Origin of the sequence: Micromonospora sp. NPDC023737 (genome assembly GCF_040639715.1) — a bacterium.
Classification (GTDB): Bacteria; Actinomycetota; Actinomycetes; order Mycobacteriales; family Micromonosporaceae; genus Micromonospora.
Map to the genome: position 1 here is coordinate 84590 of NZ_JBFAAL010000008.1, position 16411 is coordinate 101000.

The following is a 16411-nucleotide window of genomic DNA, read 5'->3' on the forward strand; positions in this document are numbered from 1 at the left end:
CCGGCGCCGGCGTGGCCGACGAGGGCCTACTACGAATGGGACGTGATCGAACGTGAGAAAAGCATTTGCGGCACTGCTGGCGCTGGTGACCGGCGTATCGCTGATGACGGTCAATTCGCCTGCGGCACAGGCCGCCGGTTCCTGCTCGGGGACGATCACCTACAGCGGAGTGCAGTCGTCAGGCCTTGGTGAGCTGGTCATCTATTACAACAGCAGCAACGGTGGCACCAACAGCGCCTGCTTCTACCACCGCGGCGCGGCGTACGGGCGGTCCGCGCCGACGTTCGTGCAGATCTACCGCTGTGCGTTGCCGAAGAACGAGGGCGCGCACTGCACCCCCTCGGGTACTCGGCCCACTGACTCGGGCGACTTCAGCTTTTACGCCGGGCCCGTGGCTGTCACTGGTGTGGCGAACTACTGCGTCGAGGCGGCCGGCTACATCGGCTGGGCAGGCGAACGCCACTGGATCTACAGCCGGCAGCAGGGTTGTTGAGCCGGGCGCACCGACCGTAGCGAGCTGCGGAGCCCGACGACGAAGGGGTCGGCCCCCGCACTGCGCCGCCGTAACCGGAGTGGACCTGCATGGAGGGCATCGCGGCCGCCCCGCGGTGGTCCGCCGCGACACTCGACAACAGGCACCGGGCCTGGCGGAGAGATCCAGCCAGGCCCGGTGCCTGCGGTTCCGGTCAGGAGACGACGATGCCTTCGCCGCCGACCGCGTTGGGGACGGTGGTCGAGCCGGTGGCCGTCAGAGAGCCGTCGGGATTGATCCGGAAGGCGTCGACGGTGCCGTTCACTCCGGTCTGGACGTAGAGGAAGTGTCCGTCCGGGGAGACCGCGGCGTCGACGGTGCCGGGGTTGGTGGTGGTGTTGCCGAGCGCGGTGAGCGAGCCCTTGGCGCCGACCCGGTAGCCGGAGAGGCTGCCGCTGCCGGCGTTGGAGGTGTAGGCCTTGTCGCCGGTGATGACGATCCAGCAGGTCGCGGCCTGTCCGGTGGCCTGCTCGTCGAGCGGCTTGAGGGTGTTGTCGCGGTTGATGGTGTACGAGGCGACGGCGTTCGGGCCGGCCTCTGCGACCAGCAGGTGACCGCGGGAGTCGAAGGCGACGGCGAAGGGGGCCTTGTCGGGCTGGTGGTTGACCACCGGCTGGGTGGAGATGCCGCCGTCCGGATGGACGTCGAAGATGTCGATGTTGCTGCCGTTGCCCATGGTGGTCACCAGGAGCTTGCGGCCGTCCGGGGTGAAGGCGACCTGGGCCGGAGAGTGGGTGAACTCGGGCGTCAGGGTCGGATCGAGGCCGAGCTTGCGGTGCCAGGCGGGGATACGGACCAGGGTGTGGCCGACGCGCCGGAAGCCCTGTACCGATCCGCCGTCGCGAGCGTTGAGGACGTAGACGGTGTTGCCAATTGTGGCGACGCTGACGGGGAAGGTGCCGCCGGAGGAGATGACCTGCCGGCGGGTGAGCCGGTCGCCGTGAACCTGGAAGACGGTGATGGTGTCGCTGCCCGCGTTGACGGCGTAGAGCAGCTTGTGGGTCCGGTCGTAGGTGAGCGAGCCCTGCGAGGCGAGGTGATCGGCGACGGACCCGCCCAGGATCCCGCCGAGGCCACCGGTGAGGTAGGTGCCGGCCTGACGCAGCCGGCCGTCGCTGGACCGGTCGTAGGCCACGATCGCGTTCCCGGCGGTGTTGTCCGTCTGCACGAACACTGACCCGACGCTGCGGTCGTGGTGCGCGGGCGCAGCCGAAGCGGGCCCCGCGAGAAGGGCCCCGGCGGTCAGAGCCACGCCGGCGACGCTGGTGATACGAGCGGTGGTGCCCATGATTCTCCTTGGTGGAGCGGCTTGTTTGACTACCGGTTGGTGGTCAGCCATGGGCGGGCTCTTACCGGCGGGGGGCGGTGGTTAAGGTCTTCGTAACATCTGGCCCCACGAGTTGCCGTCGGGTCAGGACCTTGGCTCGGATATCGCGGCCAGCAGACCTTCGAGGTCTTCTTTGCACGGGCCGCAAGCGCGCAGATGGGCGGCGACTCCGCGGTAGCGCTCGGCCGCCGCCTCGGCGTTCGTGGCAGCCAGCTCGGCGTACAGGTGCAGAAGCTCCATCGCCCGGCCGCAGCCGACGTCTTCAGGATCAGTCTGCAGAAACCGGTCGAGTGCGGACAAGTCGTTCATCGCTGCTCCGAGGTGTTGACATGCGGATACCCATGAGCGGCGAGAGCGGTCCGCAGCTTACGCCGGGCATCGAACATGATCTTGTAGACCGCGTTCCGGTTCGAGTCGAGCCGCGCGACCACGGCATCCAACGGTACGCCGTTCAGCACGATCTCGACGAATACCTGGCGCTGCCGGTCGGTCAGCTCAGTCTCCACCGCCCGACGCAGCGCGGTGATCAGCTCACGCCACTCCGATTCCCGCGCCGGGTCGAGGCCGAACCGGTCCGGCAACCGCTCCCAGTCCTCCACATCGAGCTTCACCTGAGGCCGGCGCCAGAAGTGGCGGCCGATCTTGCTCGACACCTCGAAGATCACGAACTTGTAGGCCCAGGTGGTGAAGCGACTCTCCCCCCGGAACTGCCCGATCTTGCTGGTGATCGCCAGCAGCGCGTCGGCCGCCGCCTGATGCGCCAGGTCGTCGAGCTCCGGTCCGTCGACGCGCAGCAGGCCGCTGCGGCGCCGCACCTCGCCGCGTGCGACCCGCAGCAGGAGCTCGTGCAGCCGTACGACAGCCGCCTCCCGCTCCGCGCCGCTGCCACTGAGCGAGCGCACCCACTCGGCCGACTCCGGGTCGAGTCGGCTTGGGGTGTCGAGGCCGTCGTCCAGGGTCGTCGGGTCTGCCGGCATCACGTACCGAACTCTAACCACGGCCACCGCCCGTGGACATCCCGTGCGACTCGGGAGGCGGGCCGGGAAACGCTTCGCGCGCCCACGCTGTGACGCCGGTCTCAAAACGGTAAGAACTCGCCCCGATCACCGCACCAAAGTTGCATGACTGATTCGTTCGCGGGCAGGACCGCGTTGGTGACCGGCGCCGGTCGAGGCATCGGCCGGGCGATCGCCGTAGGACTCGGCCGGACGGGCGCGACCGTCGCCCTGCTGGCACGTTCCGAAAAGGAACTCGCCGAAACCGCAGCGCTCATCCGGGAGTCGGGTTCCCGGGCGCTCGTCGTACCGGCGGACCTCGCCGACGACGAGCAGCTCTCCGGTGCGATCAGGCGCGTACGCGACGAGCTGGGCGATGTCGACATCCTCGTCAACAACGCGGGGGTGGTGTGGCCGCTCGCGCCGAGCGTCCGGGTCGACCCCACCGAGTGGGCCGCCGCATTGAAGATCAATGTGGTCGCCGCCGTGACGCTCACATTCGCCTTCCTGCCGGGCATGGTCGAGCGGGGCTGGGGACGGATCGTGAACGTCTCCACCGGTGCCGTCGCCAACATGGCCAGCATGATCGGCGGCAACGCGTACCTCGCGAGCAAGGCCGCGCTCGAGGCTCACACGATCAACCTCGGATTGGAACTCGACGGCAGCGGCGTCACCGCCAACGTCTACCGCCCCGGGCCGGTCGACACCGCCATCCAGACCTGGATCCGCGACCAGGATCCGGCCGCGATCGGCTCCGCGCTGCACCAGCGGTTCGTCCGCTCGCACACCGACGGGAAGCTGCTCACTCCGGAACACTCCGCAGGGTCGCTGCTCGCCCGCCTGGGCGCGGACGACCGCACCGCACAGGTCTGGGACGTCTTCGACCCCGCCTGACCCGGCCGGCGGACCTGCGTCCGGGCCTTGCGCCGCGCGCCCGGCCATCGCCCGGCCCGCCGAGACGGCGTCCTGCCACGCGGCCGCACGCGCTTGGAGCCCGCCGACCGAACCCAGAAACGATCCGCAAATCGAAACGAAGGGGATTCAGAAATGAGCCTGCTACAGCCTGGTGAGCGGTTTCCCGAGTTGACGCTGTCCCTGCCCGACGGGGAGACCCTGCGAGTGCCCGACGCCCTCGCCGGCAGCTTCGGTGTGGTGCTCTTCTACCGCGGCTCGTGGTGTCCGTACTGCAAGGCGCAGCTGCGCGCATTCCAGCGGTCGCTGGGGAAGCTCGCCGAACTCGGCGTCAAGGTGGTCGCGGTCTCCGTCGACGACGAGGCCACCACGAAGCAGACGATCGCCGAGCACGGTCTGGAGTTCCCGGTGGGCCACAGCGCCGACGCCGCCGTCTTCGCCGAGGCGACCGGCGCCTTCGTCAACGACGACCCGAAGCACCTCCAGTCGACCGGCTTCGTGCTCGACCCGGAGGGCAAGGTCGTGGTCAGCGTCTACTCCAGCGGGGCGATCGGACGCCTCGTCCCCGAGGATGTCGCCGGCCTGGTCCGTTACCTGCGTGAGCACCAGGCCGCGTAGCGCCGAGCACCGAGGAAGTGACCCAGGTGACGACCCGCACCCTTCCCGCGTTCACGGTTGAGCACGGCGACGGCTGGCGGTTGCGTACGCCCGCCGGTGAACCGTTCCGCTCCATCGGGGTCGTGCACGCCGACGACACCAACCTGCGTTACCCCCACAACATCGACATCTACCGGACCCGGTACGGGGGCTCGCGCCGGCGTTGGCTGCACGAAGGCCTGATCCCGGAGATGACGGCGTGGGGCTTCAACACCGTGGGTTGGACCTCCGAGTACGTCAGCGGCAGCGGGCTGGCCACCGAAGGGCGGGTCGTCGACCTGGGTCACTCGGCGGGACTGCCTCCCGACGAGCTCGCCGACGCCGGTGTGCCGTACACACTGTCGCTGCGGGTCGCCGAGATCGAGCACTGGAACGGCGTCCCGGCGTACCGCGATCCGCGTGAGCCCGCCTTCGCGCAGTGGTGCGACCACCTGGCGCGTACGCTCTGCCGTCCCGACGATCCGAACCTGCTCGGCTACTTCCTGGTCGACGTTCCCTGCTGGGACCGGCACCCGACCGGTGCCGGCTATCCGGCGGGAGAGCTGGCGGCCATCGCCGAGGCGTACTACCGGATCGCCAGTGAGGCGATCCGGCGGCACGACCCGCACCATCTGATCCTGGGCGACCGGTACGGGACTCGGGTCGGTGCGCCCCAGCCGGTGCTCGACGCCATGGCGCCGTACATCGACGTGCTGTCCGTGCAGGTGTTTCCCGGGCCGAGGCCGGGGCGGCTGGAGGCGGCTCTGGACGTGGTGGACCGCTGGCACCGACGAACCGGCCGGCCGGTCCTCATCGCCGACACCGGCAACTGGTGTCCGACCGTGATGAGCCCGCGCCGTACCGGTTCCTTCCGCAACCAGGGCGAACGCGGCTTGGCCTACGTGGCCTCCGCCGAGGCCTTCGCCGAGCGGCCGTGGTGCCTGGGTTGGCACTGGTGCAGCTGGTTGGAGAACCCGCATCGGGGCTTCGGGCTCAAGGACCCGTGGGATGAGCCGTACCGGGATCTGACCGATGTCGTAACTGCGACGAACGTGAGGCTGGGTCGGCTCACGGCTTGAGCGAACCGAGCACCCCGATCGCCGGGGCCGGTGCCGACGGCAACGTGGACCCGGGCCGACCGGCCTCGCGAAGTCGCGGCGAATGGGGAAGCACCCGCTCTGCACATCCAGCCGGAAGGCTCGCAATCTGCCCAAAATCCTCCTTTCGGGTAAACAGACCGAACTCTGCGATCGATGCCCATAGCCTGCAAACAGGAATGTTCTTCCCGTTCAGGCTGGTCGTGCGCGAAAGGTGGATCATGAAGCGCAAAACGTTCGCCACTGCTGTACTGCTCGCCGGGTTGACCGGTGCCGGAGCGGTCCCCGGGCTGGCATTCGCCGACGGGGGCGGCCCGCAGTACCGCAACGACGACCGAGGTGGTCACGGACACCATCAGGAGGACGGCGACGACGGTGCCGTGTTCGTCCAGACGAACAAGGCGGAGGGCAACACGATCAAGGTCTACGACCGTGATGAGGACGGCCGCCTCTCCCCCAGGGGCGAGTTCGAGACCGGTGGCCTGGGCGGTTTCACGGTCGGCGCGCCGGGCGACGCGCTGGCGTCGCAGGGTTCGCTGAGATACCACGACGGGCTGCTGTTCGCGGTGAACGCGGGCAGCAACACGGTGACGGTGTTCCGGGTCGACGGCACCAAGCTTTACAGACTGCAGGTGATCTGGTCGCACGGCCTGCTGCCGGTCAGCCTCGACGTACGCGATGACCTCGTCTACGTGCTCAACGCCGGCGGCGAAGGCTCGGTGCAGGGCTTCCACCTGCACAAGGGCCGGTTGTCGCCGATCGAGGGAGCCCACCGGTCGCTCGGGCTGCACAACGGCAACCCGCCCGCGTTCATGACCGCCCCGGCCCAGGTCGAGATCGACCCGGAAGGCAAGTTCGTGCTGGTGAGCACCAAGGCCGCCAACGTCATGTTCACCTACCGGATCGGCCGCGACGGTGAGTTGTCCCGGAACCCGGTGATCAGCGACGCGGGTAACACGCCGTTCGGGTTCACCTTCGACACCGAGGACACGCTGCTGGTCACCGAGTCCGGCAGCAACGAGGTCAGCCGGTTCGAGCTGGAGAGGGACGGCCGGCTCGACCAGATCGGGCCGTCGGTGCCCAACGGGCAGCAGGCGCCGTGCTGGATCCAGCAGGTCGGCGACTTCTTCTTCGTCGCCAACGCCGGCAGCTCCACCATCAGCTCGTACAAGGTCGACAGGGACGGAAAACTGGTCCTCGTGAAGGCTGCCGCCGCTGACACCGGCGGCGGGTCGATCGACCTGACGGCCGCCGACGGATTCCTCTACGTGCAGAACGCCGCGGCCGGCAACGTGCAGGGTTACGAGGTCGGCAAGGACGGATCCCTCCACCTCGTCACCGAGGTGCACGGCCTGCCGAAGTTCGAAAACGGAATCGGGATGGAAGGCATCGCGGCCTCCTGACCCACGTTCCTCGTCGGCCCCGATCGCTGACGCGACCGGGGCCGACGCATGGGCTGAGGAATTGCCGGAACCCGCCGCCGCTGCGCTGCTTCGCCGTCCGCGGCGAGTGAGCAGCGGTAAGGGTCTCGCAACAAATGGTTGCCGATCCGGCGACCGGTGCAACGTACCCTCGCAGGGGTGTGGACGAAGAGACTACGGTCGCCGCTGGCTTGGGGAAGCATGGTCGTGGTCGGCATGATCACCGCTCTTGGACTCTTCTGGTTCCAGCCGTGGAAGCTGCTCACCGACACTCGCGTCGACGAGGCGCTACCGGTGGTCGAGCGGACTCCGCCGCCGACGGGCTCCGACTCCACCGGCGCGGTGCCCAGCCCGGCCGCCACCACGCCGATCGCGAATCGGATCGTGTCCGCCGGCGATTTCATCACTCACGAGCATGAGACGACCGGCGGTGCGGAGATCGTCCGGCTCGCCGACGGGCGGCACCAGCTCGTCCTCCGCGATCTGGACACGTCCAACGGGCCGGACCTACGGGTCTGGTTGACCGACCAGCCGGTAAAGAGCGGGGTGGCCGGCTGGCGGGTCTTCGACGACGGCACCTGGTTCGAGGTGGCACGCCTCAAGGGCAACCGCGGCGACCAGGTTTACGACCTGCCAGCCTCCGTCGATCCGGCGGGCTTCCGGAGCGTGTCAATCTGGTGCAAGCGCTTCAGCGTCTCCTTCGGCGCCGCCGCCTTGAAAACCACCTGACCCAGCCACTCGCACCGCCGACGGGCCCGCCGCACCCGCCTTACCCGGCCCGCGCCGGGGCATCTGACCACCGTCCGCCATCCCTCCCCCGAGCCCAGGCCCGGATAAGTCATCACCGCATCACAGTCGATGGCCCCATCTCTGGCCAGAGAACCCTGGCTGTCCCCCTAGACGGCGGCGACCCACTGACGCCGGACCTCACCGGCACCGCTTCTGACCGTTCCGCCCGAGCATCGTCCGCCGGTGAGGGTTCGATGATCATTGTTCGACTAGGCTTGATTCTGGTGTGCCGGGAAGTCTGGTCGGCGATCCCCTCGTCGACCCCACTGGAGGCACGCTGATGACCCGGTCGCACGGCAGCCGCACGCCGAGTTTGTTCACCCGGGGCAGTTGGCCGGAAGTTCGGCGAATCGGGGACATCTTGCGCACCGAGACCGTGGGCGGCCTGCTGCTTCTGGCCGCTTCCGTGCTCGCCCTGATCTGGGCGAACTCGCCGTGGTCTGAGGCATACCGCCAGCTGGGCGACGCCGAGTGGGGGCCTGCCGCCCTGCACCTTGACCTGTCCTTGGCGGCCTGGGCGGCGGACGGCCTGCTGGCGATTTTCTTCTTCGTGGCCGGGCTCGAACTCAAGCGCCAATTCGTCGCCGGTGACCTGCGCCAGCCTCAGCGGGCGATTCTGCCGGTGGCCGCCGCGGTCGGGGGCATGACGGTGCCGGCCCTGATCTACGTGGCGCTCAACGCGGGCTCCGGGGATGGGGCACTGACCGGCTGGGCAGTCCCCACCGCCACCGACATCGCGTTCGCCCTCGCCGTGCTCGGCGTCATCAACACACACCTGCCGGCGGCGATGCGGACCTTCCTGCTCACTCTCGCAGTAGTCGACGACCTGCTGGCGATCGTGATCATCGCCGTCTTCTACACCAGTTCGCTGCACTTCATTCCCCTGCTCGGGGCGCTGATTCCGCTGGCGCTGTTCGGCGTGCTGGTACAGCGGCGGGTGCGCTCTTGGTGGGTGCTGCTGCCACTGGCCGCGGTCACGTGGGCGCTCGTGCACGCCTCTGGGTTGCACGCCACGGTCGCCGGAGTGGCCCTCGCCTTCACCGTTCCAGTGCTGCGGCGCAAGCCGGGGCCGGGTCCCGGCCTGGCGGAGCATTTCGAACATCGTTTCCGGCCGCTGTCGGCTGGCGTCGCGGTGCCGGTCTTCGCGTTCTTCGCCGCCGGCGTGTCGGTCGTCGGCACAGGCGGTCTCGGCGCTTCGCTGACTGATTCGGTCGCGCTCGGGGTAATCGTCGGGTTGGTCCTGGGCAAGGCGGTCGGGGTCTTCGGCGCGACCTGGCTGGTGCAGCGGTTCACCCGGGCCCGGCTCGCGGACGGGCTCGCCTGGTGGGACGTGCTCGGGTTGGCGCTGCTGGCTGGCATGGGGTTCACCGTGTCGCTGCTCATCGGGGAGCTGGCGTTCGGCGCCGGCAGCGAGCGCGACGATCACACCAAGGTCGGTGTGCTGGTCGGGTCACTACTGTCGGCAGTGCTCGCTACGGCCGTCCTGCGTGTACGGAATCGTCACTACCAACGGATCTGCACAATGGAGGAACGGGACAGCGACGCCGACGGTGTGCCGGACGTCTACGCGGACCAGATCACCCGCGGATAAGTCCTGCCGGAACGCCGTCCGCCCGTCGAGGCGCCCCTACTGCCGCTCTTCCCAGCGCCCGTGTCCGGCGCGTACGCTCGACTTTGGTGTGCCGGGAAGTCTGGTCGGCGGTCGTATCCACGCTGACCAGAGGGATTCTCGTGAATGTCGTCGCCGCAATCCGCACCGCCGCCCTCACCAAACACTACGGTTCCGTCCAGGCACTGGACGGGCTGGATCTGACCGTGCCGGTCGGGCAGGTCTTCGGCTTCCTCGGCCCGAACGGGGCGGGTAAATCCACCACTATCCGATTGCTGCTCGGGCTGGCCCGCCCGACCGCCGGCCGAGCCTGGATCTTCGACACCGATGCGGCGGACGTGGCGGCGGCGCACCGGTCGCTCGCCCACGTGCCCGCCGATGTCGCGCTCTGGCCCGCGCTGACGGGTGCCGAGATCCTCGAGCTGCTGGGACGTGTCGGGCCTGGGGTCGACCGGGCCTACCGGGGCGAGTTGGTGGACCGGTTCGCGGTAGACCTGTCCAAGCCGGGACGGGCGTACTCCACCGGGAATCGGCAGAAGTTGGCCCTGATCGCCGCATTCGCGACCCGCGCTCCCCTGCTCGTGCTCGATGAACCGACGAGCGGGCTGGATCCGCTGATGGAACGGGAGTTCCAGGCCGCGGTGGCCCAGGCCCGCGAACGCGGCCAAACGGTCTTCCTCAGCTCCCATCAGCTGGCGGAGGTCGAGGCGGTGTGTGATCAGGTGGCAATCCTTCGCGCCGGCCGCCTGGTCGAGGTCGCCTCGGTTGCGCAGCTGCGCCGGCTGCACCGCAGCCAGGTGGAGGTCACCTTCACCGGCCCCCCACCGGACCTGAGCAAGGTGGCCGGCGTCGACGTCGTTCAGCACGTCGGTCCCGCGCAGCTGCGGTTCACCCTGACCGGCCCGCCGGCGCCGGCGCTACGGGCCCTCGCCGAGGCGGAGGTAGAGGCGGTACGCATCAACGAGCCGACGTTGGAGGAGATCTTCCTCAACTACTACACCCAGGAGTCCCGGTGACCGCCGTCGACGCCGTCGCCGGACGCGGGGATGTACGGTATGCGCGCCACGTCGGCGGGCAGGCGGTGATCGGGTTGGCGTGGCGCCAGGTCCGGCGGGGCGCGCTGATCGTCACCGCGATCGTCGCCGGGATGTCCGCGATGGTCGCCGGCACCTACGCGAGCACCGTGGGCGACGCACTCGACACCGCCGCGCTCGTAGCGCTGGCCGAGAACCCGGCCATCCGAACCCTGTTCGGAGACCCGGTCGCTCTGGACGACCCCGGCGGGTTCACGGTCTGGCGTACCGGCATGGTGCTGGGGGTGCTGCTAAGCGTCTGGGGGCTACTCACCGCCACCCGGGTCACCCGGGGTGAGGAGGACGCCGGACGGTGGGACCTGTTGGCCGCCGGTCGGATCCCGGTCGCCTCGATCGTGGCCCGGCACATGGCCGTGCTGACCGGCACGATCATGGCGGCCGGCCTCGCGACCGCGGTCGCGCTCCTCGCCGCCGGCACCGCCGTTTCGGGTGCCGTACTGCACGGCGCATGCCTCGCCCTGATCGGGCTCTACTTTGCCGCCGTCGGTACTCTCACCGCCCAACTCTTCGCGACCCGTGGGGCAGCCACCGGCGCCGCGGTCGCGCTGCTCGGCGCAGCGCTGCTCGCGCGGATGATCGGCGACGGGGTGGAGGCGCTCGGCTGGCTGCGCTGGTTGTCACCGTTCGGACTGGCCGCGCTGGTCCAACCGTACGCGGCCGACCGCATCCTACCGCTGACCGTCCTCGTGGCCACCACCGCTGCGCTGGCCGCCGCCGCGCTGGTCGTGGCCGGACGTAGGGACGTACGCAGTGGCTGGCTGGCTCCTCCGGTGGAGCGCGCGCCCCGCCTGTGGTTACTGGGGTCGGTACCGGGTTTCGCCGCCCGACGTCTGGCGCGCCCGCTGCTCGGCTGGGCGGCCGGCGTCGGCGCCTACTACCTGCTCATCGGCCTGCTCGCCGTGTCGATGACCAAGTTCCTCACCGACAATTCCCACTTCACCAACCTCGCCGCCCAGGCCGGGTTCGCGGGACTCGGGTCGGTCGAGGGGTACGTCGCCGCCTTGTTCGCGCTGCTCGCGATCCCGGTCGGCATCTTCGCCTCCGCCCGCATCGCCGTCACCGCCACGGACGAGGCTAATCGCCGCCTGACGTTGCTCTACGCCCAGCCGGTCACCCGGGTTCGGCTGCTGGTGGCCGACGTCGCCGTCACCGCTATGGGAGCCGTGCTGCTCGCCGTCAACGCGGGCGTCCTGACCTGGGTGGGCTGCGCCGTCGTCGACGCCCCACTGGCGTTCGACGCCGCCCTTGCGGGCGCCGTCAACGTACTACCGGTCGCGCTGCTCTGTCTGGGTGCGGCGGTGCTCGCGCTGGGCTGGGCGCCTCGCGCCGTCGCGCTCGTCGGCGCGCTGCCGGTGGCCGCCGGCTTCGTCCTCAACGTCCTCGCCGACAGCACCGGCGCACCACCCTGGGTCGGTCGACTGTCCCCGTTCAGGCACCTTGCACCCGTCCCAGACCTGCCCCCGGACTGGCGCGCGGCGGCGGCCATGCTCGCCACGGCGGCCACGCTCGCGGTGCTCGGAGCGATCGGCTATCGACGACGTGACCTGCGCGGGTGAATTTTTCCGGCGGTGGCCGAGGGGACTCTTCCACGGGCTACCGCTGCAGGTCGCAGCAGAGACTGCGGGGGATGACCAGCTGATGCGGGTTGGTCCGATCCTGCGCGATCTTCTTCCGTACCCAGGCAACGTCCCCGAGTCGCTCGTCGTGGTCTCGTACCATTACCTTTCAGTGCGCTCTAGCGAGCGCCTGTCGGGTAGTCCCGCCTTGCGGTCAGACGGTCCTGGTCTGTGCGGTGCCGGGTTGACGTTTCACTGCCACCTGCCCCAGCTGGCGGGGTCTTCCGGTTGGCTCCACGTGCCGCCACCGAGCCGCTCCCGCCGGTGTCGTGTGTGGCGCCCAATCGTGCGCAACCAGCACCGTCCCCGCATGCGCCCACACCGCCCGCTCCTGCACGGGCGTCAAATCCAGAGCGAACTGGTACGCCTGAACCACCGGCACCACCGTCACCATAACGACGACCACTGATACCCGAACCATCCCCGCAAACAAGCCAGCGACCACGCCCACGTCTGCACGCCGCCCGCCCGCTTCCGCAACAAAATCGTCATCCAGCCATCACCCGACAGCCCGAAACCCCATCTCACCCGCTGCTGGACACCAGAGCCCACCACCAACCGCCAAGAGCGCCAGCAAGACAGCAGCTGGCAACCCCACGCGCTGCGGCAGCCGCTGTCGGGAGAGCACCTGGCCGGCGGGTTCGGGCAGATATCGCGGGTTGGCCGTAGAGAGGTGGAGGCAGCAGCCCATCAGGGGGTCTGGGACCCGGGGCGAGAGGTTCCCGCGACTACCTTTTAGGCCTGGCTCATCACCGTCGGCGGACCCGCTGAGCATCGGCGGCTGCCCATTCTCCGTTCCGGCCCGGTTCAGCAGGGGTACCAGTGAGTTCGGCGGAACACAAGCCGAGCATTTCGCCACTGGCGTCGGCGCAGCACCGCCCACTATGGCGCGCCCAGCAGTTCCCCCTTGGCACCGCGGCGGATCAGCCACAGGGTCGGCGGCCAAGCGGCAAGGAAGCCGATGATCAGCCCGATCTGGACGATGAGCCAGAACACCGGATTGCTGGGCGGCAGGGTCTCGTGGAAAACCGTCAACTCCATCAGCGCCAGCCAACCCAACAGGGCGATCTCGAAGACGGACACGCTCAGCAGATCTCCCTTGAGAAATCTCCGCACTGCCGCCCGCACCCTTCGACCACCCCGGTGGGCCTCAGTGGAGTAGCGGAATGCGAAACCTACCAGGACCGCGGCTAGGTAGTCGCCTATGAATTCCGGCCATAATCTCTTGTCGAACATCTCGAGGCTGAAGCCGAAGACGACCACAGTGGCAATGATGGCACCCAGGACGCAGTGCGTCGCGCAATGCAGTGTTTCGATTATCGTGACCGCGTGTCGTGAGATCTTCGGCGGGGTACGGTGCCGCTCCAGCCAGCGGGGAGACTGGGGTCTACCCCACCGCCGGTAGGCCAGGACGCCTGCCGGACCAAAGTAGAGAGCGGTTGCCGGCCAGACAATCTCCATGACTTTGACCGGCTGACGGTATCGAAGGACAAAATGGTCGACAACTATGACGACGGTACTCGCGAGGCCCACTATGAGCGTGGCCCACGAGAGCACCACGAGCCATGTTGGTTGCAGAACAATCTCCCTCTCACCGCGGGGCACTGAGTGCAATGCCAGTGACGGGGGATGACAACTTCACCGAAGCGTCACTGCCCTAGTGGCGGAGAAGCCGGCGACCTGGCCGCCGGGCACGTTACGTCCGCTGCCACCGCCTCCCGCGTTGCTGGCGCGACCTCTACACCAGGCACGACCAGGGCGACACCAGGCGCGGCGACAGCAACACGCACGGTAAGCACGGTCAATCACGATAACAGCCGTTAAGGTGGGGCGTTGCCGGTTTGACTGAGGGTCCGCCGACCAGGGGTGACCTGAAGGTCATTCCATCCGCTCAGGGCGCCCGGGTTGGCGGACAGGCCGCATGTCTGTCGGGAACGACACCCAGCCACATCTCGGCGGCGTCCAGGGCGGGTCGCGAGGCAGCAGGGATGTATTCGCCCGCCGGTACTGGAATACGCTACATTGGTCCCCTTTTTTACCGTAATGGTGGCCACCAGATCCCGCTGCGGGTGATGCGCGCGCTACGCCCGAAGCGTTGGCACTCGCCGACCCCCGGCGCGCCGCTGCCGCGGCATCGCGGGGCAGCCCCCAAGCGGAAGCTTGTCGTAGCGAGGACCGGATAGTCCAAATCACGGCTTCGCCTGTCGACGGTCCAGCGGACATCGCACCGGCTAATCGAGCTGGCAGCGCCACGCTCGCCGGCCACCGTCAGGCGAAATGCCGCGCAACACGGAATGGACTTTGCGGTCCCAATCTCCGCTGTTTAGGGGCACTACTGGATACACTTGAGGGATGGCCGACGAGCAGGTGGCTGCGCCGACGAAGCAGCGGAGGATCAGTCAACGGGGCATCGCGACCCGGGAGCGGATTCTCGAGGCCGCGAATCGGCTGATGTTCGTACGCGGAGTGAACGCGACGACCCTTGACGACATCCGCGAGGCGAGCCAGACGAGCAAGTCTCAGCTTTACCACCACTTCGCCGACAAACAGGAACTCGTCCGCGCGTTGGTCAAATATCGGGGCGCGCTCGTGCTTCAGCGTGAGCGTGGCGGACTCGAACGACTGAGATCATTCTCCGGGCTGGTCCGGTGGCGTAACGCGCTGGTCCAGGCCAACTCGCTCAACAACGGCAAATACGGGTGCGGCCTCGGGTCGATGGCTGTCGAGCTGTCCGACCAAGACGAGCAGGCTCGATCAATGCTGTCGGAGACGTTCGCGGCATGGGAGAAGCTGATCAGCGATGGTCTGCACCGGATGCGGGACAGCGGTGCACTGCGCCAGGACGCCGACCCGGAGAAGCTGGCCACCGGGTTGATGGCAGCTCTGCAAGGCGGCTACCTCCTGGCGAACGCTGCCCACGACGTGGCACCCATGGAAGTTGCGCTGGACATGGCGCTGGACCACATCAAGTCGTTCCTCACAGAGCCGGCCGGTGAGCCGACCCGTTAACTGAGCCCTTGTCATCGTGATCAGGCTGTTCACCAGCGGGGGTGCGAGCAGCCCGGAGATCGATGATCGCACGGATCCAGGTCACAGCAGGTGCGGGGCCCATTGCTCGCGACACGATGGCCGACAGCAGATGCCGGTCGCCTTCACCGCGGTGAGAACGCCGTCGCGCCGTTCCTCGCGTTTCTTGATCGGGTTGTGCCGCGACTGCGGTCGGGAGGTTCCTCATGTCGTCCGGATTCGAGTGCGACCGCGCCGCCGGAGGGCGACGAGGCCGCAGTCCTGGTGCGTGAGCGACGGCACATCCCAGACCTTCACGGACTAATTGGTCCGATCCGCAGCTCGACATAGAGCAAGTTCGACTGAGGGCAAGTCGCCCGTCGCCACGTATCAGCACGGACTGATCCGCCCAAAGGTGAGGATCCACGCGGGCCGAGCGGTCTGGCGGCGAATGACCGATTGGACTATTCAGTCCGTGGAGGCTAGCCTGCTCACGCACTCGGTCAGGGGGTGATACGCCCGGCCACAACCCCGCTCAGACTGCGGCTCGGCTGTTGCTGGATGCGCGTATCCGGACCGTCACTACCAGGATCGATCTACAGGAAGGCACGGCTCATGGAAACCGATCGGGATCGTGTCGTCGCATCCGCACGAGCTGTCCTTCCGCTCACTGAGCGCCGGCGTACGGACATGACCAGCCGCGGCTTCACGTTCGTCGCCGATGAACCGCACAACGGCGCGGTCGGCGATGGCCCGACGCCGACGGAGTACCTGTTGATGGCGCTCGCCTCCTGCACCGCTCAGACGCTGCGGCAGTACGTCGACTACAAGTACGACAACGCCGGTGACATCACTGTCGAGATCGACTACCACGAGCCCGAGCAGGAGGGCGCAGAGCGCTACCTGAAGCGCACGATCACGCTGAGCGAGGAACCCGACCCCGACGACTTGAAGGTGATGCATGAGATCGCCGAGAGGTCCCCGGTGACCCTGCTGATCCAGTTCGCCTGGAGCGTGAAGACGGAGTTCGTCGGGCCGCGCTGACGTCAGGCCGCTTGCTGCTCGGCGATCACGACCGAGCAGCAAGCGGTTGCCGCTCCGTCGCGGGCGGCGGCGACGGTGTTTGCGTCGACCGCGACGCGATACGGCGCCTTGCCGACGCCCAGGCCCGGGGCCACGGCAACAACGGAGCATGCCCGAGTCGTGCACGTAGCGATCCACGTACATACACATCTCGGCCGCTCGACGTTGGTGCGCCGAGCGGCGACAGGGAACTGATCCGGTTCGCGGCCCGGCCTGGCTGATCATGCTGGCCCGCTCGGCGGCCGCTACCTCAGACGGACTTTCCCTTGGGTATCGCCGGGTCCACCCGTCGCG

Annotated in this window: 16 protein-coding genes; 11 read left to right on the forward strand and 5 right to left on the reverse strand. The window is 68.3% G+C overall.

All coding sequences use genetic code 11. From position 1 onward, the window contains the following. Positions 1-52: 52 nt before the first annotated feature. Complete coding sequence (locus AB0F98_RS18800; RefSeq protein WP_357736809.1) at positions 53-493, forward strand: hypothetical protein; 441 nt, start codon at positions 53-55, stop codon at positions 491-493. A gap of 193 nt (positions 494-686) precedes the next feature. Here the strand turns inward: AB0F98_RS18800 and AB0F98_RS18805 are convergent, their stop codons facing one another. The 3 genes from AB0F98_RS18805 to AB0F98_RS18815 form a co-directional block, all read right to left on the reverse strand. Continuing rightward, positions 687-1820 (reverse strand): beta-propeller fold lactonase family protein, encoded by a 1134-nt coding sequence (locus AB0F98_RS18805; protein WP_357736812.1) that lies wholly within the window; start codon positions 1818-1820, stop codon positions 687-689. A 123-nt stretch (positions 1821-1943) separates the two neighbouring features. Further along, complete coding sequence (locus AB0F98_RS18810; RefSeq protein WP_357736815.1) at positions 1944-2168, reverse strand: hypothetical protein; 225 nt, start codon at positions 2166-2168, stop codon at positions 1944-1946. After that, entirely contained in the window at positions 2165-2836 is a 672-nt protein-coding gene (locus AB0F98_RS18815; protein WP_357737201.1) for a sigma-70 family RNA polymerase sigma factor, read from the reverse strand. Before AB0F98_RS18815 ends, AB0F98_RS18810 begins: the two co-directional genes overlap by 4 nt. A 144-nt stretch (positions 2837-2980) precedes the next feature. Between AB0F98_RS18815 and AB0F98_RS18820 the strand changes: the two genes are divergently transcribed. The 8 genes from AB0F98_RS18820 (at position 2981) to AB0F98_RS18855 (ending at position 11968) form a co-directional block, all read left to right on the forward strand. Further along, positions 2981-3748 (forward strand): SDR family oxidoreductase, encoded by a 768-nt coding sequence (locus AB0F98_RS18820; protein ID WP_357736818.1) that lies wholly within the window; start codon positions 2981-2983, stop codon positions 3746-3748. 153 nt (positions 3749-3901) lie between these two features. After that, on the forward strand, positions 3902-4384 hold the full coding sequence (locus AB0F98_RS18825) for a peroxiredoxin family protein (RefSeq protein WP_357736821.1): 483 nt from the start codon (positions 3902-3904) through the stop codon (positions 4382-4384). Positions 4385-4410: 26 nt separating this feature from the next. Next, positions 4411-5481 (forward strand): hypothetical protein, encoded by a 1071-nt coding sequence (locus AB0F98_RS18830; RefSeq protein ID WP_357736824.1) that lies wholly within the window; start codon positions 4411-4413, stop codon positions 5479-5481. A gap of 239 nt (positions 5482-5720) precedes the next feature. Continuing rightward, a complete protein-coding gene (locus AB0F98_RS18835; RefSeq protein ID WP_357736827.1) occupies positions 5721-6902 on the forward strand; it encodes a beta-propeller fold lactonase family protein in 1182 nt (393 codons plus the stop codon). Between the two features lie 177 nt (positions 6903-7079). After that, positions 7080-7649, forward strand: coding sequence for a DM13 domain-containing protein (locus AB0F98_RS18840; RefSeq protein ID WP_357736830.1), 570 nt, complete (start codon positions 7080-7082; stop codon positions 7647-7649). Positions 7650-7989: 340 nt separating this feature from the next. Beyond that, positions 7990-9300 carry a Na+/H+ antiporter NhaA gene (gene nhaA, locus AB0F98_RS18845; RefSeq protein ID WP_357736833.1) on the forward strand — a complete coding sequence of 437 codons (1311 nt, stop codon included), beginning with the start codon at positions 7990-7992 and terminating at the stop codon, positions 9298-9300. A gap of 140 nt (positions 9301-9440) precedes the next feature. Then, positions 9441-10334, forward strand: coding sequence for an ABC transporter ATP-binding protein (locus tag AB0F98_RS18850; RefSeq protein WP_357736835.1), 894 nt, complete (start codon positions 9441-9443; stop codon positions 10332-10334). Further along, positions 10331-11968, forward strand: a complete 1638-nt coding sequence (locus tag AB0F98_RS18855) for a hypothetical protein (RefSeq protein ID WP_357736838.1) — start codon at positions 10331-10333, stop codon at positions 11966-11968. The genes AB0F98_RS18850 and AB0F98_RS18855 overlap by 4 nt, the downstream gene beginning before the upstream one ends. Positions 11969-12910: 942 nt before the next feature. On the opposite strand, the gene AB0F98_RS18860 is transcribed toward AB0F98_RS18855, so the two are convergent. Further along, positions 12911-13489 carry a DUF4396 domain-containing protein gene (locus AB0F98_RS18860; RefSeq protein WP_357736841.1) on the reverse strand — a complete coding sequence of 193 codons (579 nt, stop codon included), beginning with the start codon at positions 13487-13489 and terminating at the stop codon, positions 12911-12913. Positions 13490-14380: 891 nt separating this feature from the next. Here AB0F98_RS18860 and AB0F98_RS18865 point away from each other — a divergent pair. Then, complete coding sequence (locus tag AB0F98_RS18865; RefSeq protein ID WP_357736844.1) at positions 14381-15037, forward strand: TetR family transcriptional regulator; 657 nt, start codon at positions 14381-14383, stop codon at positions 15035-15037. Between the two features lie 81 nt (positions 15038-15118). Here AB0F98_RS18865 and AB0F98_RS18870 read toward each other — a convergent pair whose 3' ends face one another. Continuing rightward, the gene (locus AB0F98_RS18870; RefSeq protein WP_357737203.1) at positions 15119-15226 is read right to left on the reverse strand and encodes an Ada metal-binding domain-containing protein; all 108 of its coding nucleotides are present in this window, start codon (positions 15224-15226) and stop codon (positions 15119-15121) included. A gap of 498 nt (positions 15227-15724) precedes the next feature. On the opposite strand from AB0F98_RS18870, the gene AB0F98_RS18875 reads away from it, so the two are divergent. Then, a complete protein-coding gene (locus tag AB0F98_RS18875; RefSeq protein ID WP_350791231.1) occupies positions 15725-16078 on the forward strand; it encodes an OsmC family protein in 354 nt (117 codons plus the stop codon). The last annotated feature ends 333 nt before the right edge of the window (positions 16079-16411 follow it).

What these genes read in the sequence shown, in the direction of transcription:
- AB0F98_RS18875 (WP_350791231.1), top strand. Translation starts at nt 15,725, where the DNA reads ATGACCAGCCGCGGCTTCACGTTCGTCGCCGATGAACCGCACAACGGC.
- AB0F98_RS18825 (WP_357736821.1), top strand. Translation starts at nt 3,902, where the DNA reads ATGAGCCTGCTACAGCCTGGTGAGCGGTTTCCCGAGTTGACGCTGTCC.
- AB0F98_RS18860 (WP_357736841.1), bottom strand. Translation starts at nt 13,489, where the DNA reads ATGGAGATTGTCTGGCCGGCAACCGCTCTCTACTTTGGTCCGGCAGGC.
- nhaA (WP_357736833.1), top strand. Translation starts at nt 7,990, where the DNA reads ATGACCCGGTCGCACGGCAGCCGCACGCCGAGTTTGTTCACCCGGGGC.
- AB0F98_RS18865 (WP_357736844.1), top strand. Translation starts at nt 14,381, where the DNA reads ATGGCCGACGAGCAGGTGGCTGCGCCGACGAAGCAGCGGAGGATCAGT.
- AB0F98_RS18805 (WP_357736812.1), bottom strand. Translation starts at nt 1,820, where the DNA reads ATGGGCACCACCGCTCGTATCACCAGCGTCGCCGGCGTGGCTCTGACC.
- AB0F98_RS18820 (WP_357736818.1), top strand. Translation starts at nt 2,981, where the DNA reads ATGACTGATTCGTTCGCGGGCAGGACCGCGTTGGTGACCGGCGCCGGT.
- AB0F98_RS18815 (WP_357737201.1), bottom strand. Translation starts at nt 2,836, where the DNA reads ATGCCGGCAGACCCGACGACCCTGGACGACGGCCTCGACACCCCAAGC.
- AB0F98_RS18810 (WP_357736815.1), bottom strand. Translation starts at nt 2,168, where the DNA reads ATGAACGACTTGTCCGCACTCGACCGGTTTCTGCAGACTGATCCTGAA.
- AB0F98_RS18835 (WP_357736827.1), top strand. Translation starts at nt 5,721, where the DNA reads ATGAAGCGCAAAACGTTCGCCACTGCTGTACTGCTCGCCGGGTTGACC.